The organism is Desulforamulus aeronauticus DSM 10349, from assembly GCF_900142375.1.
GTDB lineage: Bacteria > Bacillota > Desulfotomaculia > Desulfotomaculales > Desulfotomaculaceae > Desulfotomaculum > Desulfotomaculum aeronauticum.
The window spans coordinates 42304-63983 of sequence record NZ_FRAR01000022.1; the positions used below are offsets into that span (position 1 = coordinate 42304).

The 21680-nt window shown below is 40.2% G+C and carries 23 protein-coding genes, 1 pseudogene and 1 other annotated feature (1 of these 25 running past the window's edge); of the genes and pseudogenes, 21 read left to right on the top strand and 3 right to left on the bottom strand.

The window, feature by feature from the left end; genetic code table 11:
• Nucleotides 1-224, top strand: a binding site (T-box leader); it begins 45 nt to the left of the window's first position.
• Nucleotides 225-313: 89 nt separating this feature from the next.
• The 8 genes from BUA78_RS14300 to BUA78_RS14335 all read left to right on the top strand — a co-directional run bounded on the left by BUA78_RS14300 (nucleotide 314) and on the right by BUA78_RS14335 (nucleotide 8706).
• Nucleotides 314-1966 (top strand): AMP-binding protein, encoded by a 1653-nt coding sequence (locus BUA78_RS14300; protein ID WP_072915870.1) that lies wholly within the window; start codon nucleotides 314-316, stop codon nucleotides 1964-1966.
• 198 nt (nucleotides 1967-2164) lie between these two features.
• A complete protein-coding gene (locus tag BUA78_RS14305) occupies nucleotides 2165-3019 on the top strand; it encodes a GGDEF domain-containing protein (RefSeq protein ID WP_072915873.1) in 855 nt (284 codons plus the stop codon).
• A gap of 194 nt (nucleotides 3020-3213) precedes the next feature.
• On the top strand, nucleotides 3214-3642 hold the full coding sequence (locus tag BUA78_RS14310) for a MerR family transcriptional regulator (protein ID WP_072915875.1): 429 nt from the start codon (nucleotides 3214-3216) through the stop codon (nucleotides 3640-3642).
• A gap of 36 nt (nucleotides 3643-3678) precedes the next feature.
• Complete coding sequence (locus tag BUA78_RS14315) at nucleotides 3679-4794, top strand: aldo/keto reductase (RefSeq protein ID WP_072915877.1); 1116 nt, start codon at nucleotides 3679-3681, stop codon at nucleotides 4792-4794.
• A 121-nt stretch (nucleotides 4795-4915) separates the two neighbouring features.
• Nucleotides 4916-6022: a DUF362 domain-containing protein gene (locus tag BUA78_RS14320; RefSeq protein ID WP_072915879.1), complete on the top strand. Its 1107-nt coding sequence runs from the start codon at nucleotides 4916-4918 to the stop codon at nucleotides 6020-6022.
• A gap of 193 nt (nucleotides 6023-6215) precedes the next feature.
• Nucleotides 6216-6863, top strand: a complete 648-nt coding sequence (locus BUA78_RS14325) for a cyclase family protein (protein ID WP_072915882.1) — start codon at nucleotides 6216-6218, stop codon at nucleotides 6861-6863.
• Nucleotides 6864-7282: 419 nt separating this feature from the next.
• A complete protein-coding gene (locus BUA78_RS14330; protein ID WP_274377401.1) occupies nucleotides 7283-7612 on the top strand; it encodes an ArsR/SmtB family transcription factor in 330 nt (109 codons plus the stop codon).
• Nucleotides 7609-8706 carry a methyltransferase domain-containing protein gene (locus BUA78_RS14335; RefSeq protein ID WP_072915886.1) on the top strand — a complete coding sequence of 366 codons (1098 nt, stop codon included), beginning with the start codon at nucleotides 7609-7611 and terminating at the stop codon, nucleotides 8704-8706. The genes BUA78_RS14330 and BUA78_RS14335 overlap by 4 nt, the downstream gene beginning before the upstream one ends.
• A gap of 444 nt (nucleotides 8707-9150) precedes the next feature.
• Here BUA78_RS14335 and BUA78_RS14345 read toward each other — a convergent pair whose 3' ends face one another.
• Entirely contained in the window at nucleotides 9151-10083 is a 933-nt protein-coding gene (locus BUA78_RS14345) for a helix-turn-helix transcriptional regulator (RefSeq protein WP_072915891.1), read from the bottom strand.
• A 118-nt stretch (nucleotides 10084-10201) separates the two neighbouring features.
• Here BUA78_RS14345 and BUA78_RS14350 point away from each other — a divergent pair, with 118 nt between their 5' ends.
• From BUA78_RS14350 to BUA78_RS14390, 9 genes and pseudogenes are all read left to right on the top strand, one after another.
• Nucleotides 10202-10711, top strand: a complete 510-nt coding sequence (locus BUA78_RS14350; RefSeq protein ID WP_072915893.1) for a cysteine hydrolase family protein — start codon at nucleotides 10202-10204, stop codon at nucleotides 10709-10711.
• A 16-nt stretch (nucleotides 10712-10727) separates the two neighbouring features.
• A pseudogene (locus tag BUA78_RS21095) lies at nucleotides 10728-10859 on the top strand (IS256 family transposase); the annotation flags it as partial.
• Nucleotides 10860-11204: 345 nt separating this feature from the next.
• Nucleotides 11205-11588 carry a DUF2089 domain-containing protein gene (locus BUA78_RS14360; RefSeq protein WP_072915964.1) on the top strand — a complete coding sequence of 128 codons (384 nt, stop codon included), beginning with the start codon at nucleotides 11205-11207 and terminating at the stop codon, nucleotides 11586-11588.
• A 36-nt stretch (nucleotides 11589-11624) separates the two neighbouring features.
• A complete protein-coding gene (locus BUA78_RS14365; RefSeq protein ID WP_072915898.1) occupies nucleotides 11625-12041 on the top strand; it encodes an SHOCT-like domain-containing protein in 417 nt (138 codons plus the stop codon).
• Nucleotides 12031-12306, top strand: coding sequence for a hypothetical protein (locus BUA78_RS14370; RefSeq protein ID WP_072915900.1), 276 nt, complete (start codon nucleotides 12031-12033; stop codon nucleotides 12304-12306). Before BUA78_RS14365 ends, BUA78_RS14370 begins: the two co-directional genes overlap by 11 nt.
• 12 nt (nucleotides 12307-12318) lie before the next feature.
• Nucleotides 12319-12660, top strand: a complete 342-nt coding sequence (locus BUA78_RS14375; protein ID WP_072915902.1) for a phage holin family protein — start codon at nucleotides 12319-12321, stop codon at nucleotides 12658-12660.
• 143 nt (nucleotides 12661-12803) lie between these two features.
• Complete coding sequence (locus tag BUA78_RS14380; protein WP_072915904.1) at nucleotides 12804-13277, top strand: MarR family transcriptional regulator; 474 nt, start codon at nucleotides 12804-12806, stop codon at nucleotides 13275-13277.
• 157 nt (nucleotides 13278-13434) lie between these two features.
• Nucleotides 13435-14676, top strand: coding sequence for an MFS transporter (locus tag BUA78_RS14385; RefSeq protein ID WP_072915906.1), 1242 nt, complete (start codon nucleotides 13435-13437; stop codon nucleotides 14674-14676).
• Nucleotides 14677-15118: 442 nt separating this feature from the next.
• Complete coding sequence (locus BUA78_RS14390) at nucleotides 15119-16051, top strand: DMT family transporter (protein WP_072915907.1); 933 nt, start codon at nucleotides 15119-15121, stop codon at nucleotides 16049-16051.
• 439 nt (nucleotides 16052-16490) lie between these two features.
• Here the strand turns inward: BUA78_RS14390 and BUA78_RS14395 are convergent, their stop codons facing one another.
• The gene (locus BUA78_RS14395) at nucleotides 16491-17357 is read right to left on the bottom strand and encodes a DMT family transporter (protein WP_072915909.1); all 867 of its coding nucleotides are present in this window, start codon (nucleotides 17355-17357) and stop codon (nucleotides 16491-16493) included.
• Between the two features lie 132 nt (nucleotides 17358-17489).
• Here BUA78_RS14395 and BUA78_RS14400 point away from each other — a divergent pair, with 132 nt between their 5' ends.
• Nucleotides 17490-18362: a LysR family transcriptional regulator gene (locus BUA78_RS14400; RefSeq protein ID WP_072915910.1), complete on the top strand. Its 873-nt coding sequence runs from the start codon at nucleotides 17490-17492 to the stop codon at nucleotides 18360-18362.
• Nucleotides 18363-18442: 80 nt separating this feature from the next.
• Nucleotides 18443-18883: a large conductance mechanosensitive channel protein MscL gene (gene mscL / locus BUA78_RS14405; protein WP_072915912.1), complete on the top strand. Its 441-nt coding sequence runs from the start codon at nucleotides 18443-18445 to the stop codon at nucleotides 18881-18883.
• A 404-nt stretch (nucleotides 18884-19287) separates the two neighbouring features.
• Here mscL and BUA78_RS14410 read toward each other — a convergent pair whose 3' ends face one another.
• On the bottom strand, nucleotides 19288-20220 hold the full coding sequence (locus BUA78_RS14410) for a LysR family transcriptional regulator (RefSeq protein WP_072915913.1): 933 nt from the start codon (nucleotides 20218-20220) through the stop codon (nucleotides 19288-19290).
• Between the two features lie 137 nt (nucleotides 20221-20357).
• On the opposite strand from BUA78_RS14410, the gene BUA78_RS14415 reads away from it, so the two are divergent.
• Both BUA78_RS14415 and BUA78_RS14420 read left to right on the top strand, forming a co-directional pair.
• On the top strand, nucleotides 20358-21125 hold the full coding sequence (locus BUA78_RS14415) for an AzlC family ABC transporter permease (protein WP_072915915.1): 768 nt from the start codon (nucleotides 20358-20360) through the stop codon (nucleotides 21123-21125).
• Nucleotides 21122-21430: an AzlD domain-containing protein gene (locus BUA78_RS14420; protein ID WP_072915916.1), complete on the top strand. Its 309-nt coding sequence runs from the start codon at nucleotides 21122-21124 to the stop codon at nucleotides 21428-21430. Before BUA78_RS14415 ends, BUA78_RS14420 begins: the two co-directional genes overlap by 4 nt.
• Nucleotides 21431-21680 lie beyond the last annotated feature (250 nt).

Genomic DNA, 21680 nt, shown 5'->3' on the forward strand with positions numbered 1-21680 from the left:
GAGAGAAGCGGACGGTGGAAGCGCTTTGTCGGGAAAATACACGAAGTAGTCTTGGAGCTGCAGATCGAAAGAAATGACGTTCGTTAGTTGTTTCAAGTAGACTCTGACGGAAATTCCCACCGTTAAAAGGGAAACGGCATCGAGTAAAATCCGTGCTGATATGAGGTATAGTTGTAACACTTCTATACAAAGTTAGGTGGTAACACGAGCCATTCGTCCTAAATATAGGACGAATGGCTCTTATTTTTTTATCAAGCTAACTTGAGTTTTGACGGATTTTTCTGCGGTAATTATTTTTAAGGGGAGACGAAAAATGGAACTCATTAAAAACTATCTACCAAGAACAGAATTTGAAAGCTATGAAGATTTTAAAGGGAATTTTAAAATTGAAGTTCCCGATGATTTTGATTTTGTAAGAGACATAGTAGACAAGTGGGCGGAGTATGAGCCTGATAAAACGGCACTTGTCTATTGTAATGATGACGGTTTTGAGAGAAGATTTTCCTTTTCGGAAGTAGCCGAGTTATCAAAGCGTGCAGCAGCTTATTTTATTTCTCTTGGTATCAAGCCCGGTGATCGTATTCTGACTTTATTGCGCAGACGATATGAATATTGGATCTGCGCCATTGCAATGGCCAGAATCGGCGCTGTTACCGTGCCCGCATCCATTCAGCTGACAGAAAAGGATATTGTTTACCGTGTTAACACGGCAGAAGCAAAACTGATTATCGCTTTGCAGGATAGTTTCGTGCTTGAGCAGATTAAGCATATGAAAGAAAAATGCCCCTCTATAATAGATATCCTTATTGTGGGGGATGAACCACAAAAGCAATATCCGGATTTCAACCGCGAATATATCAAATACGATGAGTGGAATGATTACAGCGGCCTAGCAAATCATGATGAAATGATCATTTATTTCACCTCCGGTACATCCGGCTATCCAAAGATGGCTATTCATAACAGAACCTATCCGCTGGGACATATTGTAACTGCAAAATATATGCAGTGCGTACAGAATAACGGCTTACACCTTACGCAGTCTGACAGCGGCTGGGCAAAATTCGGCTGGGGCAATATTTACGGCCAGTGGATCTGCGGCAGTGCAATATTTGCCTATGATCCCGTTCGTTTTGATACTCATAATTTAATGAAAGCAATGGAACGTTTCAAACCGACTTCACTTTGCATCCCGCCCACCATGTACCGTTTCCTGCTGCGAGACGGCATTGAAAAAAAGCATGTAGAGTCTATCCAGTGGTTTTCCACGGCAGGAGAACCGCTTTCCGGAGAAGTAAACAGCGAGTTTCATAAGATCAGCGGGCACTATATTCACGAAGGCTTTGGTCAGAGCGAGGGTACGCCTATCACCTGTGCCTTTCCGTGGCTGCCGGTACGCCCATCCTCCATGGGAAAGGCGTCTCCTTTGTATAATGTTGCTCTAATTCGTCCAGACGGAAGTCTGTGTGAGCAGGGCGAAGAAGGTGAAGTTGTTATCTTTACTACCTGCGAGAATCAACTCGGTTTGCTTTCGGCGTACTATGCCAATGGTGAAATGATGAATCCTATCCAGGAAGGAATTTACCATACCGGCGATATTGCCGTTGAAGACAAAGAGGGCTACTATTGGTATGTAGGCCGTAATGACGATATGATTAAATGCTCCGGTTACCGTATCGGACCTTTCGAAATAGAGAGCGTTCTAAATACGCATCCGGCGGTCAGGGAGAGTGCTATTATCGCCCAGCCAGATGAAATCCGCGGTCAGATTGTTTGTGCGGTAATTTTGTTACGTGAGGGTTACACTTCGTCGGAAGCACTGACAAAGGAACTGCAAAATTACGTTAAAGAGAACACCGCTCCTTATAAATATCCACGAAAAATCATCTATGTTTCGGAAATGCCTAAAACTACTTCGGGAAAAATCATTCGCAGGAAACTAAGAGATATCATTACACCTTCTTAGATTATGCTTAGTGAAATAATACAGTAAGGATTGAAATCTAAAGTTGAGCCAAAATAAAAACAAGTTACCGGTTCAATGGAATAAAGTCCAAAATGATACTCAATTTGCTCAATTTTAGATTCAATTTGAAGGACGAACGGTTAGACCTTCCGAGATATTCCGATACCTATAGTTATGTGTAAAGGCAGGCAATGCAAAATGATAAAACAATTTCCGGCTGAAATCATAGATATTATTTTGGAGGAAGCCTCTGTTGGTATAACCCTAGTCAACCAAAACGGTGATGTAACATGGTATAACAATCTGGCCCGGCTTTTACTCGGTTGGAGTGAAGAAGGAGAATTAAATACGGTACTAAAATGTCACTCCAAAGAGGTTAATACCCGGGTTATAGACAAAATAAACCATGCTAATACCAAAGAGTGGCATAGCGTAATTAAGCTTAATGGCAGATTCATTGAAAACTCGTACACGCCAATTCGTATTAAAGACCTTTTTACGGGTGTTATGATCATTACTAAAGACGTAACTGAAAGAGAGAAAATGGTTGAAGTAGTAAAAAAAGCTGCTGTCACAGATAACCTTACGGGTCTTTATAATAGAAGATTCTTTGATACAATTTTTCATGAGCTGACTACTAATCAAAAACCCTTTGGCATCATTATGCTGGATATTAATGGTCTAAAATATGTTAACGACAACTACGGACATGAAGCCGGGGACAAGCTAATCATTAAGGCCGCAGAAAACATTACCCAGAGTGTAAGGAAGGTAGATTATGTCTTTAGATTTGGCGGAGATGAGTTTGTGGTTCTAATAGGTGAAGATAATCCTGAAACGACTGCGTCTATTTGCTCAAGGATAAGGGGGAAAAACATAGAACCAAGACCAGATGGTCCGATTGGTGTAAATCTAAGCATGGGGGCTTGTTGTTCTTCGGAGATATCAGAAGCGAAAGAAGTTTTTGCTTGTGCCGATGAAAAAATGTATCAAGACAAAAGAAGGTTCTACCAAAATGAAGGAAAATTTATTAAACGAGATGGACCTGAGTGAAAGCTCAGGTTTTTTTTATAGGTGTGATAAAAACATATTGACTTGGAGCTAACTCTAAAATGGTATGTTTTTAGGGAGGAATGAAACTGTCCTATTAGATTCGAACCTACACAGTCCTCCTTCTTCATAGTGGGCTTTTAACTTGGAAAAGGCTTATTCACCTAAAATAGATGGTTATTGGGAGGTAAAACAACTTGACGATAACTGAAGTAAGTGAAAGATTAGATATTTCACAGGATACACTCCGCTATTATGAGCGTATTGGGCTGATACCTCGGGTGAATCGCAATAAAAGCGGCAACAGAGATTATACGGAAGAAGACTGTAAGTGGATCGAATTTATCAAATGTATGCGAGGCGCAGGTCTTACGATTGAGGTATTGATTGAGTATGTTGCACTGTTTCAACGGGGTGATGAAACCATTGAAGCAAGAAAAGAACTTTTTATCGAGCAGCGTAAGCAGCTCATAGCAAGAATAGAAGATATGAAGGAAACACTGGAACGCCTAGATTATAAAATTGCAATATATGAACAATCAATAGTTGAAAAAGAAAAAACACTTACCTATACCAAAGTTTTACCCGAAGCAGGACAATTAAGTAATTTGTATAGACAAAAGTAAAGTTGTGATCCTAATCAAATAGTTGGAGGAAAAATTATGGAACAGAAAAAATTAGGGTTTGGATGTATGCGATTACCAATTATAAATCCCGAAGATCGGACCAGTGTTGATCAGCCACAGTTATATAAGATGGTAGATACATTTTTGGCAAGGGGTTTCACATATTTCGATACCGCGTATATGTACCACAATTATGTTAGTGAGCTTATGGTAAAAGAGGCCCTGGTAAAACGTCATCCAAGAGAAAGTTTTACAATTGCAACTAAGCTGCCTACCATGATGCTGCAAACAAAAGGGGATATGGAACGCATCTTTAGTGAGCAGTTAGAAAAGTGTGGCGTGGAATATTTTGATTATTATATGCTGCATTGTTTAAATGCAGCTAACTATACAATTGCCAAAAACCTAGAAAGCTTTGCCTTTATTCAGCAGAAGAAGGAGGAGGGTAAAATCCGAAGTATCGGTTTCTCCTACCATGATAATGCAGAACTTTTAGAAGAAATTCTTAACGATCATCCAGAGGTGGAATTTGTACAGCTACAGCTAAATTATCTGGATTGGGATAATGCAAACATTCAGTCGCGGCTGTGTTATGAGGTTTGTGTAAAGCATGGTACACCAGTTATCGTAATGGAACCAATCAAAGGGGGTACCCTTGCTACAGTACCTGCAGAGGTAGAAAAGATGTTCAAGGACTATGTACCAAATTTGTCCGTAGCTTCCTGGGCAATCCGCTATGCAGCAAGCCAGTCCAATGTCATGATGGTACTTTCTGGTATGTCAAGTTATGAGCAATTACTGGATAATACAGATTATATGCAGGATTTCAGACCTCTAAATGAGGAAGAAATGACCATCATAAATAAAGCGGTTGCTATCATTAATTCCAGCATTGCCGTTCCCTGTACGGGATGTCAGTATTGTGTGGAAGGCTGTCCTAAAAACATACCCATTCCGAATTATTTTGCGTTGTATAACTCCTATGTACAGTTTAAAGAGAAATCTAACTCAAAATTCTATTATGAAAACTATCTGGACAAGAACGGTCGTGCTTCCGATTGCATCGACTGTCATCAGTGCGAGAGCCACTGCCCGCAGCATCTGTCCATTGTGGAAAGTTTAAAAGAGGTTGCCAATACCTTTGATAAATAAAATTAAACGCCAAATGGTACCTCAATGTAAAAACGGATAATAGCTATTGACTTTAAGTTAGCTCAAAGTTGTACTATTGAGTGTGATTAAACTTTTACTTTATATAGAGAGGGGAAAAAGTATGTCCAGCAAAGTATATTTTGTAAATCTGCGGGCGAGGACAGATAAGAGCAATAAAATTACCAAAATAAGAAACTTATTTGATCGTGCTGGTTTTAATGAGCTTATTCAAAAGGACGACCTCACAGCTATAAAATTGCACTTCGGTGAACGCGGCAGTGATGGCTTTATTAGCCCTATTTTTGTGCGTCAGGTGGTGGATAAAATAAAGGAAAAGGGTGCAAAACCTTTTCTAACCGATACCAATACGCTCTACTCTGGAAGTCGACATAATTCGGTTGATCATTTACTGACTGCATTGGAGCATGGTTTTGATTATACGGTTACAGGTGCGCCAATTATCATAGCCGATGGATTACGCAGTGATAATATTACTGAAGTACAGATTGACAAAAAACACTTTCATAAAGTGAAACTGGCTAAAGATATTGTTAATGCTGATAGCGTAATTGTATTATCACACTTTAAGGGGCATGAGATGGGTGGCTTTGGTGGGGCGATAAAAAATCTTGCCATGGGTGGAGCACCCGCGATTGGTAAAAAAGAACAGCATGCTACCAAAATTATAGTCGATCAAGATAAATGTGTTGGCTGCGGTGAATGCAGCGAAGTTTGTCCAGAACAGGCTATAAGTATGAGTGAAATGAAGGCCCATATCTCTTTGGAAAAATGTATCGGCTGTGGTGAATGCCTTACTGTGTGCTCTGTAAAGGCCAACGGAATGGACTGGGAGACAGATCTAGTAGCTTTTCTTGAACGCATGACTGAATATGGCTATGGCTTTGCCAAGGCACATGAGAAACACATCGGTTATATAAACTTTCTAATAAATATCACTCCTGATTGTGATTGCGCGTCTTGGAGCGATGCACCGATTGTTCCCGATATCGGTTTTTTGGCATCCACTGATCCTGTAGCTCTTGATCAGGCAAGCTATGATCTGGTAAATAAACAGCTTGGATTCTCTAACTCTCATTTGTCATGCAATCATGAGTCCGGTGCAGATAAGTTTCAAGGTTTGCGCTCCTATATAGACGGTACTATCCAATTGCGACATGGTGAAGAAATTGGTATGGGTAGCCGCGATTATGAATTAATCGTCCTGTAAGTGCAAAGAAGTACAGACATATTGGTAGTCGGTTTTTAAAGTAGCTCTATTAAAGGATAATCCGCTAGATTGCCGATAGCCGCCTTAATTTTTATTAGTAGGCAAAAAAAGAGAGCGTAACGAGTTTTACTGATTGTGGCACTGCATAACAAAATGAATCTGCCTATTTAAGAAAGGTAAGAGAGGATAAAGAATGAGAATTGTTGATCTAACGCATTATATCTCAGAGGATATGCCCGTCTATCCCGGAACAGAGGGGCCAAAGTTTGCGCCTGCAAATTCCTATGAAGTGGATGGATTTAAGGAAACGCTTATGACCATGTATACCCACACCGGCACACATATGGACCCACCCGCACACTTATTTGCAGGCAGAACCACACTCGACCAGTTCCCAATTACCCAATTTGTCGGAACAGCATTGGTGATAGACTGCTCTGACTTAAAGGAAGGGCAGCACATTACGATGGAGTACATCAACAAGCAGAAGGACAAAGCAGATAAAGCTGAGTTTCTTCTTTTCCGCTCCGGTTGGGACCGCTATTGGGGAACTGAGAAATATTTTGGCGATTACCCCTGTATTGATGGTGAAGTTGCGGATTATCTTGTCAAGAGCCATAAAAAGGGCGTCGGACTGGATGTAATAGGACTTGATCCTATTGCCGATACAAATCTGACGCTTCATAAAAAGCTGTTTAAGGACAATGAAATCGTCATTATTGAAAACTTGATGAATTTGCATCTGCTTGGAGATGACCTGTTTACCTTTTGTGCCCTGCCACTAAAGCATGTGGATGCCGATGGCTCTCCCGTTCGGGCTATCGCTCTTTTGCATGACTAGTGAAGGAACGGTAATACCTTCTCAAAACTCATGGTTATGAAAGAAGCAAGAAGGCTTACGTCAGCTGGGATGATTAAAAGGATAGCAAAAAATACTATCTAAAATTTAAAAACTAGTGCTAAAACATATCTTATTTTAGGTGCTAATCATTAGCTATCAAATTTTAAACCGTTGTCCTGTGTGTGAACATGAAATGATTGTAACCAATTTAGCTTGGGATAGCTTTTGTCAAGGGGTAAAATGATTTTCGACAAAATTGAGATAAAAGTATCGCCTACAAGGTTGAATTACCTTGTAGGATTTTTTTATTCTATGAAATGGAGTGACAATTATTGAGAAATGCAAGCACAACACATTGACATTCATCTATGTGTTGTGTATACTATGACATAGACGAATATCTATGTGAGGTGATTTTAGTGCGTGAACAGTATGCAGACTACGCCCATTTTTTCAAGGCGTTATCCGACCCGAACAGACTTATGATTGTGGATATGCTTTCCTGCGGGGAATTGTGCGCCTGTGTGATTTTAGAGAAGTTTAATATCACGCAACCGACCCTTTCCCATCACATGAAAACCCTTTGTGATTGCGGATTGGTAAATGGGCGCAAAGAGGGAAAGTGGACGTACTACTCGCTGAACGGCGATACCGTGCGGAGTTTTCGGGCATTTTTTGAAAGAGTCACGACAGCGAAAGAGGATTGTATTTGTTACGAAAAAAATATCGAGGAGGATTGTTGTCAATGAGCGAAAAAAACTGTTGTTGCGCGTCCGGTGATTGCTGCGGTGAATCGTCAATAATCGAAAACGTGAAAGAGTATTACGGTAAAACCCTGCAAAGTACAGCCGATTTACAAAGCAAAGCCTGTTGCTGTTCGCCATCGTCCATGTCAAAGGAAGTGAAAGAAGCCCTTGCCTTAGTTGCAAATGAAGTTGTCACTCGCTACTATGGTTGCGGCTCGCCCCTGCCTCTGCTGCTCAATGGAATGACCGTCCTTGACCTTGGATGTGGAAGCGGTCTGGATGTTTACGTTGCGGCAAAACTTGTCGGTGAGCATGGGCAAGTAATCGGTGTGGATATGACGCAGGAACAGCTTGACGTTGCTCAAAAATACGAGGAAGAACAGCGTCAAAAATTTGGTTACGCTAAATCCAATGTGCGCTTCATAAAGGGTTATATTGAGGACTTGCGTTCTGCGGGGATTGAGGATAATTCCGTGGATATTGTAATCTCGAATTGCGTTATCAATCTCTCGCCTTACAAGGAAAAAGTATTTGCGGAAATATGGCGGGTACTGAAACCCGGCGGAGAGCTTTACTTCTCGGACGTGTTCGCTGACCGCCGCATACCTGAACACCTTGCAACCGACCCGATATTGCGCGGTGAGTGTATTGGTGGTGCGATGTACAGTGAGGATTTTCGCCGTATCATGCAACGGTCTGGCTTTGCCGATTTCCGCTATAAGTCCAGCCGGACGCTAGACTTGGATAATGAAGCCATCATAGAAAAAGTGGGCTTCGCAAACTTCATGGAGCGGACTGTTAGGGGATTTAAGCTGGACGACTTGGAGGATATTTGCGAGGATTACGGGCAGATCGCTGTTTACAATGGCACCATCCCCGGCCATCCGCATTTCTTTGACCTTGACGACCATCACCGTTTCTTCACGGGCAAGCCGCTTTTGGTCTGTGGCAATACAGCGTCCATGCTGTCAAAAACGCGCTTTGCTTCTTCGTTTAAGGTTATGGGCGACCGCTCAACGCACTTTGGAGCGTTTGACGGATGCGGGGTTTCCTACGAAACGGATTGCGCGGATAGCGGCGGCTCGTGCTGTTGCTGATAGTCGCAAGGGAAAGGACATTTCCGAAATGAGCTGCCCCAATGTCAAAGAGTGCGCCTGCCCGAAAAAGACTTGCCCTAATAACGGCCAATGTTGTGCCTGCGTTATCAAGCACAGGGAAACGAATAGTTTGCCATTCTGTCTATTCCTCGACAATGAGGGGGATAAAAGCGTGGCGAATTACTACCGCAAACTGAAAGAACGGTTTGAAAAGCAGGGAGAAACCGTATAGAACGATTGCCCCTATTCTGTTCTTTGGAGGAGGCCGGGGGCGCGGGGGCAGAGCCACCGCATAGACTTACGCCTACCGCCGCAGTAGTGAAGCCGGTTTTGCCGTACAATGAAGCGGCCGAAAACGGGGAACAGGATTGCTTTATCCTGTTCCCCGTTTTCGGCGGCGAAATGACACGGCAACTCGTTTGTTTTTGCGTCTTACTTCATGTATTAACTTTCGTAAATGGTAGCCATATCATGTATTCGCCGCTTCATTTCTGAGCGTATATATAACGGCTCTAAACACTCGCATTTATCCCCGAAACTGAAAAGGATATTGTAGTAGTATTCGTTCTCTATGAAAGGAAAACTAACAATGTAATGCTCATTACCATCAGGTGAAAAGTGTTCATAGGCGCAAAAATCAAGTACCCTGTCTATGACAGATTTATGAATACGGATTTTGATTTTTGTTTGCATAATTGCCAAAATATACGTAAAATCTAACGTCGGTTTTTGATAATCTCGTGGTGTAAAAGCTTCCTCTTGTATTTGTAGGTTTGATGTGCGGGATAGTTTGAATAAGCGATAGTCATTTCTTTTAAGGCAATACCCTTGCCAATACCAATGGCTACTTTTCAATACAAGCTGATACGGCTCGGCTGTTCGTGCGGTTTTGTTTCCGTAGCGGTCTGTATATTCAAAAGAAAGTAGTCTGTTTTCCTGCAAAGCTGTTTTAATGATTTCTAAAAATGGTTGTATGTTCCCGTTGCCCATCCACGGACTTAAATCGATATATACTTGATTTGCTTTTAACTCAATGTCTTTCGCTCTGTCGGCGGGGATAAAACTCTTGACTTTTGCAAGGGCGTTTACCAGTTCATCGCCTCGTATCATGTTGGAAAGACTGGAAAGCCCCATCAAAATAGCGGAAAGGTCGGCAGTCGAAAAAACCTTTTTATCAATCTTGTATTTCTTCATGATTTCAAAGCCGCCGCCCACTCCCGATGTTGAGCGAACAGGAATACCCGCCATGTTGATAGTGTCTATGTCGCGGTAGATTGTGCGGGGTGAAACTTCAAATATATCTGCTAACTCCTGTGCTCCTATCCGCTCTTTTTCAAGGAGTATCATAATAATGCTAACAAGCCTGTCAATTTTCATCTGACAGCTGCCTTTCAAAATTTTTTTTATCATTTTAGATTGTTGCCATACTGTTGTCAACAATTACAGGTATAATAAAAAAGCAAACAAATCAATCTACCTATCAGGGGGAGACACTATGCAGAAAAAAGCCTTGGTGATAATAGATATTCAAAATGACATAACAAAGAATTATAAGGATATTATTGACAATATAAATAAAGCTATTGATTGGGCAGTCAATAATGATATTCATGTTGTTTATATAAGGCATGAAAATTTATCAGACGGCACGAGGACTTTTAAACCCAATACACATGGGTCCGAATTAGCTTCGGATTTGAAAATAGTATCAAAAAATGTTTTTACTAAATACAAAGGAAACGCATTGAGCAGTGAGGAATTTACAGACTTTATCAGTAAAAACGAAATATGCGATTTCTATATAGCAGGGGCAGATGCTGTTGCTTGTGTTAAATCTACCTGCTACAACTTACGCAAAGCAAATTATGGCGTTAATGTCCTATCAGATTGCATTACAAGTTATGATAAAAGGAAAATTGACGAAATGATACGTTATTATGAAAGTAAAGGCTGTAATATAAGAGAACGTAACGAGTTTTGTATAAATGGGAATACTTACCACTAAGGAGGAAGTACCATTTATGCAAAACTCGTCATTTATTAAGGAACTGGCAAAAGGTTGCCGCACAGTTGAGGATGTTCAAGAGAAACTTAAGGGTTTGTTTAAGGACAATGAAATCGTCATTATTGAAAACTTGATGAATTTGCATCTGCTTGGAGATGACCTGTTTACCTTTTGTGCCCTGCCACTAAAGCATATGGCTGCCGATGGCTCTCCCGTTCGGGCTATCGCTCTTTTGCATGAATAGTGGGGAAACGGTAATACCTTCTCAAAACTCATGGTTATGAAAGGAGCAAGAAGGCATAAGTCAGTTGGGATAATCAAGAAGATAGTTAAAAACACTATCTAAACTTTAAAAACTAGTCTACCAATTCCATAATTAAATCAAATTTATTATTAATATTTTTAATTTAATTAACAAAAATAATTAACATTATTAATTTAATGGTTGAATTAAAGTGATAGACCTGATATATTAATAATCGAGGTGAGAAACATTAGCTATCCAATTTTAAACCGTTGCCCTGTGTGTGAACATGAAATGATCGTAACCAATTTAGCTTGCCACAACTGCCACACAAAAATTGAAGGCGAGTTTTTACCTTCTAAGTTTTGCCGCTTACCCCAAGAACAAATAGAATTCATTGAGGTCTTTCTAAAGTGCAGAGGCAGCATTAAAGATGTTGAGAAAGAACTAGGTATTTCCTATCCCACCGTACGCAACAGACTGGATAGTGTTTTACAAGCCCTTGGTTATGGGACCGATAAAGCAGAATCCACTGTAGAAGCAACTAACCATCAAAATATTCTGGATGCCCTGGAAAAAGGGGAAATAACCCCTGAAGAAGCGGCTCAGCAATTAAGAAAAGTAAAAAAGTAATTGGCTAAAAATATGCTTAAGGATGGTGTAACGTAAGTGAGCGATGGAAAAATTAAGATTTTAGAAATGGTTCAAAATGGTACCATCTCTGCCACTGAAGGTTTAGAACTATTAAGGGCAATCGATGATAATGATAGTACGGCTGTTACTTCCTCACAGATGAGTGGACGTTTCATAAGAATTCGTGTTTCCAGTGGTCAACATACTAAGGTAAACGTTAATGTTCCCTTAAGCTTATTAAAAGTGGCCACCAAATTAGCGGATGTTGGATTAAAGTTTATCCCAGCGGAAGCTCGTCTGGAAATGGAAAAAAAGGGTATTAACCTGCAAGAAATTAATTTTGAAGAATTAATGCAATTAATCGACGAAGGCTTGGTCGATGGCAAACTGGTAGATGTAGATACAGATGACCCAAAAGAAGGTCGCACGAAGGTAGAAATCTATGTGGAATAAGCCCCAAAACCACTTTGTCTTAGTAAAAATCCATCATGGTACCTGGAAATTGACCTTCCCAATACCTTTATTTATATTTGATGACATAATAAAGTCTGTATTAGATCTAGTAGTTTTGGGGGAATGTTTTACTTCCCGCCTGAAGCTACCGAGAATGGCCATTAGTATGGTTTTACAACTGTTTTCCGAAATGCGTCAACTGGGACGGTGGCAACTGGCAGATATAACTTTCCGCCAGGATCAAATCAGTATTTCATTTTACTAATGGGGTATTCCTATGAAAAACTTAGTTATCATATGTTTTACTAATGCTCTTGGGTTTTATATTGCAAGTATACTTTTTCCTGCAATATCTTCATCCTCAATAATTGCGGTACTTTGGGCCAGCTTTCTCCTTGGAATAATTACATTATTTTTGCAACCGATTCTACTTCTTATTTCACTACCAATAAATTTAATAACCATGGGCTTATTTACATTGGTAATTAATGCAGGGCTTATACAGTTATCGACTTATCTTACTACAGGAATCAGTATACCTACCTTTAAATACGCACTTGCAACAGCCGTTATTATATATCTACTAAATAAGGCTAGGTTTACTACAAATTGTAAATAAACTATAACACAACTTTTGAAAAGTATGGCCGCGCCACGCTTGGCAGGGAGACCAGACAGGAAGCGAAACCGCCTGTATTGTTGAAATAGAAACAAAAGTTTAATATACTATGGTTAAGGCAACAACGGGTGGGGGGACAGCCCATGAACAAAGAAGAACAAGTCATAATGGGTTTCAGAGACTTATTCAACAAGATGGTTTGGCTTAATAAGTTTAAGATGGAAGACAGACTTAAGGATTATAAGCCTTCTGAAGTACATTGTATCGAATACATTGGAAGAAATGTAGATTCCAACGTGACAAAGCTTGCGGAGTCTTTTTATATGACTAGAAGTGCCATAAGTAAAATAACTAAGAAGCTTATCGAAAAAGGCTTTATCGAAAGCTACCAAAAGTCGGATAACAAGAAAGAAATCTATTTTCGCTTGACTCCGCAGGGGAAAGTAATTAACAAAGTCCATGAGGAATTGCACAAAGAGTTTCGAGAGCGAGATAAAGCTGTATTTGAACAGGTAACCGAGGAACAATTTGACAGTATGCTTAGCTTCATGGAAAGGTATAGTAGGCATTTGGATGCAGAAATAAAGAAACTGGGTGTAGATAGTAAGTCGGAATAAATTTGAATAATGAAAATGAAACCACAGGCAGCCCAACTCTATTGAGAACAGGCTGCATTTTTATTGCAAATTATTTTGTTGACACGGAAACAAAATAACGGTACGATAAATTTGTTTCCGCGGAATCAAATTCATCGTTTTTGAGGGGAGAGTTTACGTGTTCATATTTAGATCACACAATAAACAGAACACAGAACAAATCGTAGATAAAAAGGCTTTACTATTCGGTCTTATGTCCGTGTTTCTCTGTGGAATAGGCTTCGGTATCATAACACCTGTCGTCCCATTCTTAGTACAGCCTTATACCAGCAATCCGGGAGATCAAGCTATCATTGTTACGCTGCTGACTTCTGTTTATGCCTTCTGCGTGTTTTTTGCGGCCCCCGGACTTGGAGCTTTGAGCGACAGATATGGCCGTCGTCCATTGCTCTTAGCATGCCTTTTGGGTTCTGCAATCGGGTACTTGGTTTTTGGCATAGGGGGAGCTCTATGGGTACTATTTGCTGGCCGCATAATAGAAGGCATAACAGGTGGGAGCATAAGCACTATCTTTGCATATTTTGCAGACATCATTCCCCCAGAACAGAGAACCAAATACTTTGGATGGGTGAGTGCAGTTGTCGGTGTAGGAACCGTCATCGGTCCAACCCTAGGAGGATTACTTGCCAAGTTTGGTTATTCTGTACCTATGTATTTTGGAGCAATAATAACTTTATTGAATGTCGTTTATGGCATCTTATATATGCCTGAGAGCCTTGACAAGAATAATAGACTGAAAAAGATTACCTTTGTAAGACTGAATCCATTTACACAGCTTGTAAACGTACTTTCCATAAAAAACTTAAAAAGACTACTTGTCTCAGCGTTCTTACTTTGGATACCTAACGGATCTTTACAGGCAATTTTTTCACAATTTATAATAGATACTTTCAGTTGGAAGCCTGCACTAATCGGACTTATGTTTTCAATTATAGGCTTCCAAGACATCATTTCACAAGGTTTCATAATGCCAAAGCTTTTGATAAAACTTAGTGATAAACAGATAACCATTCTCGGCATGGTTTCGGAGATTATAGGCTACAGTTTTATTGCAGCATCAGCTTTGTTCTCATTTTATCCTCTTTTAATCGCTGGGATGTTTATATTTGGTTTTGGTGATTCGATCTTTGGGCCTTCATTCAACGGGATGCTCTCCAAGTCTGTCGATTCTAGTGAACAAGGAAGGATTCAAGGGGGGAGCCAATCTATTCAGGCTTTAGCAAGAATGATTGGGCCTATCATCGGAGGTCAAATCTATGTATCACTTGGTCATGCCGCACCCGCTTTTATGGGTATGATCCTTATAGCAGCGGCAATAGCTGTTTTGTATAAGGGCACGCATGTAAATGGAATAGCATAGGCTTTACGGACAGAATCCTGCTGGCTAGTCTATATTATACCTTCCACTGAATCCTGATGAATAATTGGATTAAGCATTAAATCTGACAGATATACCGTTACTGTTGTTAGTTTATTTTGTCCGTGTATCGCGGTTGTGATATTGACATACCAGGTAACACGCAAAATCGGTGACTGTTAAATAAAAAGTATCTCCAAAATAACTGTTTGATATCTTTTGCAAGGTAGTTTTGAGAATGAGAACCCCCACCTTTATCACACGACTAAAGGTGGGGGTATTTTATTAGGAGTTAGTACGTTTTATATATGAAATACCCATTGATCAAGATTATACCGGTATAGGCAATAGATATTATACACATATTTAGTGCGCTCTTATAATTAAATTAACAAGGTTTTTTATATTGATAAGCCTGTTCCAGATAAGTTGGGAGCGTGAACTAATGAAAAATGGTTATGTGTTAATTATATTAGCAGCTTTAGGCTTTGCGGCCTTACCTATATTCATAAAATATGGGTATAATGTAGGTTTAACCACAGAGATCATGTTATTTTTGCGATTTTTAATCGCTAGTATTATACTGATTTTTATAATGTTCATAAGCAGAAAAAATGGATTCAATATAAATAAATCTTATCTACCTAAATTAGTTGTTCAAGGTTTGGTGTTTTTTGGGAGTTCCTATTGTTATACGTTAGCTATAAAGCATATGTCTGCCACAATTACAAATATATTGCTTTATACATACCCACTAATGGTTGTGCTTATGGCAACAATGATCTTTAAAGAAAAGATATCGTTGATTAAGGCGGTAACATTACTCATTACGTCTTTAGGTTGCTTAATGGTTATAGATATTATAAATACATCTACACATCAAATTAGTATGTTAGGTATTTTATATGGTATCGGATCAGCGATATTTTATGCAATATATAATATAAACGGGCAGTATCTTTCTAAAACTCTGGAACCAGTGACCATTTCAACCTATACATCGGTTGTTTGCTTATTGGCTACCATGGTAGTTTATCCGCCAGTTAATATATTTGCAGGTCATTCCTATCAGGCTATGTGGATGGTTGGTCTGGGAACAGCCATATTATGTACGATTGTACCTCTTTTTTGTTATCAAAAAGGATTATCATTGTTAGGGGCCAGTCAGGCTTCAATTTTAAGTACCATAGAACCCGTAATAGCAACAGTATTGGCTTTTTTAATTTTAGGAGAAACGCTATCAACCATACAACTATCTGGCGCATTTCTTATTATTTCAGGAGGGTTGCTACTTAAATTAGACAAGATTAAACAACCAAGTACTAGTATAAATTTAACCGCAAGTTTAACGCCCTTTAAACCACAAAAAAAGACATAGCATTTCCTCCAAGGAGATGTTATGTCTTTTTTTATGTAATTAAATGCTAATGCTATAGTATAGATTCAAGACTTATTCAGTCAATGTGCCGAAGAGGGAGAAGCCAGAACTTCACCCATCTGCAATAATAGATAACTTTTCACAGCCCCTTAAATCTGTAACCTTTGAAAAGAAACCCCATAGCTACGAAAACAGCCCCGGTGGGTCCAGCAACAGCCTGGTTGACCGAGGCAATTAATATACCTGAAAGAAAGATAACTTCCTACAAATAACATCCGCAGCAAAACCGTACTATATATCATCGAGGGTCTAATTCGAAAACGAAGGCCGGTAAGAAAGTTGCAAATTGCTGAAATGGTTTAGGAGAAAAGTTCGTGAAAAATTACAGCCCCCAACAGTCTTGATTTCGGCTGTTGAGGGCTGGTTAGGCAATTATAATCTACATTTGTGCTTTCTTATTTAGGAAACATTCGCCTATGATCGCTCCACCGATAATCATGATAGCACCACATATTTGAAGTGTGTTCATCGTTTCTTGCAAAAATATTGCAGACGATACGACAGCTGTCAGGGGCTCCAGATAACCACAAATTGAAACGGTCTGCACTGGAAGACTGTCGATGGAGGAGAAATACAAATAACAGCCAATTCCGGTGTTGAGCACGCCAAGGAGAAGAACCCAAATCCAAGCTTCACCGGGAATTTGAATAAGAAGGCCCTGCTTAACCCAGCAAAAAACTGCAACAGGCAGAAAGCTGATGGTAAGTTGCAGCGTTGAGTTTTCCAATCCTGTGATGTTCTTTGCCTTCTTGTTGAAGATGATCATTAAAGCATACATGAGTGCACTCATTCCGCCGCAAAACAGTCCCCAAGCGGTCTTGCCTTCCTGAAATGCCTGCCCATTGACGAATAATATACCACACAGTACCACCATAAACCCAATGATTTTCGGATATGTCAGCCTTTCGCGGAACAAAAGCGGTGACAGCACCATCACGATGACAGGGCCGCAATAATATGCCAGAGATGCGATACCAACGCCAATCTGGTTATATGCTTCATAGAGAAACAACCCGCTTGCTCCCATGGCAATAGCGGATATGGCGAGAAAGAGAAACTGTCGCTTGTGTTGCCAAAATGTGAATTTTTCTCTTGAAAGCAGAACAATCGCCAACAGAAGGAGACTTCCGATCACTGTCCGTAGGAACACAATCTCATAGCTTGCGAGTGTAATATGACTTACGACGACGCCATTGAAACCAAATAGCAGTAGCGCTAAGATGTATTTAAAATACGCCTTTTTCACGGCATTGTCTCTCCTTGATTTGGATTTATGCTTGAAAACAGTTCTTTATTAGAATATCATCTAGCTATAGTTTTGAAAATCGACTGTTTAGCATGGATATTAGCACAAAACCAGATGCAAGAGGTGTGAACTATGGATATGAATCTGCTCAAATATATGGCGTTTATCAAAACAGTAGAGTATGGCAGCTTTACTAAGGCGTCTGAGGTGCTCAACTACTCCCAGTCCGGCATCAGCCGGATGATTCGTGATTTGGAGAAGGTGTGGAAGGTCTCCCTGCTGGAACGTGACCGAACCGGCGTCAGGCTGACCTCTGACGGACTGCAGCTGCTGCCATATGTAAAAAGCATCTATGAGGAGTACCAGAAGCTGCAAATGCAGGTGGACGAGTTGAACGGTCTGCAGTCCGGCATCATCCGCATCGGTACTTTTTCCAGTGCGGCAACACACTGGATGCCGAAAATAATCAAGGAGTTTCAGAAGGACTATCCCGGTATCGATTATGATCTGCTGCTTGGCGAGTACACGGAGATCGAAGCATGGATAAGCGACGGGCACGTGGACTGTGGCTTCCTGCGGCTACCGACCAAGGCGGAATTCGAGACGATAGAGCTTCAGAAGGATAGACTGCTGGTCGTGCTGCCGGAAGACCACCCACTTGCCGACTGCGACAGATTTCCGGTAGAAGCCCTGTGCAATTACCCGCTTATTCTGTTTGAAAAGACTGTAAAAGCTGAAACTGCGGAAATCTTTGAGCGCAATAATCTTGTGCCACATGTACGCTACACAACGTGGGATGATTATGCTATCATGTCGATGGTAGAAAGTGGTCTCGGCATCAGCATTCTGCCTGAGCTGATTCTGAAAAGGATACCTTATCGCATCGTAGCCAAGGAACTGAGCGTTCCTGCCTATCGCACAATCGGCCTCGCGCTACGGAGTCAAAAAACTGCTTCCTTGGCCGTCAAGCGTTTTTTAGAGTACCTACCGTTCAGGGATAGCTGAATTTACAAATTCCAATTTATTAATGTGTCTGGTGAATTGGTATAAGAATACTAAAAAACTTTGTATGTGGGGGATAAGATATGTGGAAAGAATTCAAAGAATTCGCGTTAAAAGGGAACGTCATTGATTTAGCCATTGGTGTGATTATAGGAGGTGCATTTGGTAAAATTGTTACATCTCTAGTCAATGATATAATCATGCCACTGGTAGGCCTCCTAGTTGGTAAAGTGGATTTTTCTAATTTATTCTTAGTTCTTGGAAATGAACATTTTAAATCCATCGAAGAAGCCAAAAAGGCCGGAGTAGTAACTTTAAATTATGGAATATTTATTAACAATATTATCGATTTCTTAATTGTAGCTTTTTCTATTTTCTTTGTAATAAAACAAATAAACCGCCTGTCGAAAGAGAAAGAGAAAGTTTTGGAAGCTCCTTCTACCAAAATATGTCCTTATTGTTACACCGAAATCCATATTAAGGCATCAAGATGTCCTCATTGTACAGCAATACTCGAAGGTTAACTAAGGTACACTATAACTTCTATACCCGAGATCATATTCTCAGATAAATTAAAGGTTAATTTTTGATTTCAATAAAATTGAGAGGCATCCTATTGCGTTTTGAAGGTTTAAGTTAACATAATATATATTAACTAATGATTATGCGCGTTCCATAGCAAAAGAGCGGTTTTTGCTGCGGTGGCAATAGTTGCTGTGGTAATCCCACAGCTCTGGCGGAATTGCATCCCGGTGAAGTGCTGCTGGATTTAGGCAGTGGGACAGGGGGGGATGTAGTACTATCGACTCGCCGGATGGCCTACGGGCAACGCCTATGGTTAGTGATTGATAACCTTCATTAATCACTGAGCTTTTTTCATCTATATTTACGTAGTTTGCCTGGCGTGGGTAGTCACTAGGTAGATGATTTACGGTTTGTTTCTGTTCCCATAATCGTTGTAGCAAGTTAAATTACCTAGGAGATCTTTATTTTCACTAATGTCACCATACTGTTTCACCAGAAAATTAATAAAATATCGGCTAGCTATGGGCAATGCCTTAAAATTTTTGAATGCGATACCGATGGTACGAACAATAGTAGGTGATATCCTTTTGGTTAGAATATTATAATTGATTCGATTTAGTATTAATTCTGGTAAAATGGAAATCCCCAATCCTTTTTCAATCATGGACATAATTGTATAGTCATCATGAACACGATATTGGATGTTAGGCTGTAAATTATTTTTTTTGAAGTATTCTAGCGGTTCGCTTAATTGGCCTTCATCCAAGAGAATGAATGGTTCGTTTGACAATTCTGCCAAAGAGACTTGCTCACAATCACTTAGAGCATGCTTGTATGGCAATACTGCTAACATTTCATCGTGTTTTAAAGCAATTGTGTTTAGATCCGATACTGCATAGGGATTAACAAAGCCGAAATCGACGCTACCGTCTTTAATTAATTTTGCGATACTGGTATATTCCCCTTGATAAAGCTCAAAAACTACTGATGGATATTGATTTTTAAAATCCTTCATTAACCCAGGTAGCCAATGACAAGAAACGCTCGCAAATACTCCTATCCGGATGATTCCGCTTTGCAGTCCGCGCATTTCTTTTTGTTTTTCCATTAACTCCCGATGTGAATTAGCTAATCTTCTGATATAAGGCAATAATTCCTCGCCGTCCGGCGTGAGTGCAATCCCTTTTCGTGAACGCAGCAGCAGTGTAGTGGCAAGTTCTTCCTCTAAGGAGCGTACCATTTGGCTTATAGCCGACTGTGTATAGCCCAGTTCTTCGGCCGCTTTGGTAAAGCTGCCGGTTTCCAGTATGATCATGAAAGCGCGATAGCAATTCATTTTATTACCTCTGATACATTAGAATATCTTATATAAAGATCATAAACATTTGTTTTACTGATGTCAATGTGCATGCTAGAATAAGATTCTAAGCGTTGGCTAGGTCAACGACTAAGAAATTCAAGGATTTGAGAATAATGGGAACTAATCGTATACAGTGGAAAAATGGTTTTTGTGATGGCATTCCGATCGGTCTGGGATACTTTGCCGTCTCATTTACCTTTGGTATTCTTGCTAAAAAGGCAGGTCTTACGCTGTTTCAAGCAGTTGTGATTTCTTTAACCAATCTAACTTCCGCAGGCCAATTTGCCGCATTAGGGTTAATGGGAGCTTCTGCGACCTATCTGGAAATGGCATCTGCTCAACTGATTCTAAACCTACGATACTGTCTGATGTCGTGTGCACTATCGCAAAAACTAGATGCAAAAGCTCCTTTTATCCACCGGTTCTTGCTTGCTCATGGAATAACTGATGAAATTTTCGGTGTCGCGGTTTGTAAAAGCGGCAAACTCAATCCATTCTATAATTATGGATTGATGAGCAGCGCTATTCCGGGATGGACGCTTGGCACATTTTTCGGTGTAATTTCTGGGGAGGTTTTGCCTGAAAGAATAATAAATGCTTTGAGTATTGCGCTTTACGGCATGTTTATTGCGGTGATTATTCCACCGGCCAAAGGCAATAAAGTTTTGACTGGTATTATTTTATTATCAATGTTAATGAGTTCGTTTTTTGCAAAGTTAGAGATATTCCATCATGTTTCTCCAGGATTTAAAATTATTATTTTGACAATACTGATTGCTGGGATAGCGGCATTCCTATTCCCTATAAGGGAAGCGGATGAAGATTGTTCTGCAGGGGGTAAGAGCATTGCTCCTGCTCTCCAAGAAGGCGGGTTAACATGAGCGGGAATATCTATCTGTATATATTGGTTATGGCTGGAGTAACCTATCTGATACGACTCATCCCTTTGACGTTGCTAAGAAGAGACATCAGTAACGTCTATATTAAAACATTTCTGTATTATGTTCCTTTTGTTACGTTGGCAGTAATGATATTTCCCGCTATTCTGAACGCAACTGCAAATACTTGGTCTGCTTTGGGCGGGTTTGTTGTCGCGGTTATTCTTGCATATCAGGGAAGCAGTCTCTTTAAAGTCTCGGCGGTTGCTTGCATTGCAGTTTTCTTAATTGAACTTATCATCTATTGAATAGAGTATCTGTATACTCTCGGGATAAATGCCGAGAGTTTTCTCATTATCTGAATACTCCGCGCCTAGATATCAAGGGGATGGTAAACGGGAAAATCAGACCGTAACTAGTCAGTAGAAAATACAACAAAGGAAATGCTATTTTGATATCGGCAAAGTATAAAGATAAATCAACGCCCTAGTCTGATATAACCTAACTCTTTCGTAGAAGATTAAAAGGCAGGGGGGTTCCTTTCCTTGATTTGCGCTT

Bases quoted from the DNA above. Each gene is read 5' to 3' on its own strand.
- BUA78_RS14300 (WP_072915870.1), top strand. From the start codon at position 314: ATGGAACTCATTAAAAACTATCTACCAAGAACAGAATTTGAAAGCTAT.
- BUA78_RS14305 (WP_072915873.1), top strand. From the start codon at position 2,165: ATGATAAAACAATTTCCGGCTGAAATCATAGATATTATTTTGGAGGAA.
- BUA78_RS14315 (WP_072915877.1), top strand. From the start codon at position 3,679: ATGGAACAGAAAAAATTAGGGTTTGGATGTATGCGATTACCAATTATA.
- BUA78_RS14320 (WP_072915879.1), top strand. From the start codon at position 4,916: ATGTCCAGCAAAGTATATTTTGTAAATCTGCGGGCGAGGACAGATAAG.
- BUA78_RS14325 (WP_072915882.1), top strand. From the start codon at position 6,216: ATGAGAATTGTTGATCTAACGCATTATATCTCAGAGGATATGCCCGTC.
- BUA78_RS14335 (WP_072915886.1), top strand. From the start codon at position 7,609: ATGAGCGAAAAAAACTGTTGTTGCGCGTCCGGTGATTGCTGCGGTGAA.
- BUA78_RS14345 (WP_072915891.1), bottom strand. From the start codon at position 10,083: ATGAAAATTGACAGGCTTGTTAGCATTATTATGATACTCCTTGAAAAA.
- BUA78_RS14350 (WP_072915893.1), top strand. From the start codon at position 10,202: ATGCAGAAAAAAGCCTTGGTGATAATAGATATTCAAAATGACATAACA.
- BUA78_RS14370 (WP_072915900.1), top strand. From the start codon at position 12,031: ATGTGGAATAAGCCCCAAAACCACTTTGTCTTAGTAAAAATCCATCAT.
- BUA78_RS14375 (WP_072915902.1), top strand. From the start codon at position 12,319: ATGAAAAACTTAGTTATCATATGTTTTACTAATGCTCTTGGGTTTTAT.
- BUA78_RS14380 (WP_072915904.1), top strand. From the start codon at position 12,804: ATGAACAAAGAAGAACAAGTCATAATGGGTTTCAGAGACTTATTCAAC.
- BUA78_RS14390 (WP_072915907.1), top strand. From the start codon at position 15,119: ATGAAAAATGGTTATGTGTTAATTATATTAGCAGCTTTAGGCTTTGCG.
- BUA78_RS14400 (WP_072915910.1), top strand. From the start codon at position 17,490: ATGGATATGAATCTGCTCAAATATATGGCGTTTATCAAAACAGTAGAG.
- mscL (WP_072915912.1), top strand. From the start codon at position 18,443: ATGTGGAAAGAATTCAAAGAATTCGCGTTAAAAGGGAACGTCATTGAT.
- BUA78_RS14410 (WP_072915913.1), bottom strand. From the start codon at position 20,220: ATGAATTGCTATCGCGCTTTCATGATCATACTGGAAACCGGCAGCTTT.
- BUA78_RS14415 (WP_072915915.1), top strand. From the start codon at position 20,358: ATGGGAACTAATCGTATACAGTGGAAAAATGGTTTTTGTGATGGCATT.
- BUA78_RS14420 (WP_072915916.1), top strand. From the start codon at position 21,122: ATGAGCGGGAATATCTATCTGTATATATTGGTTATGGCTGGAGTAACC.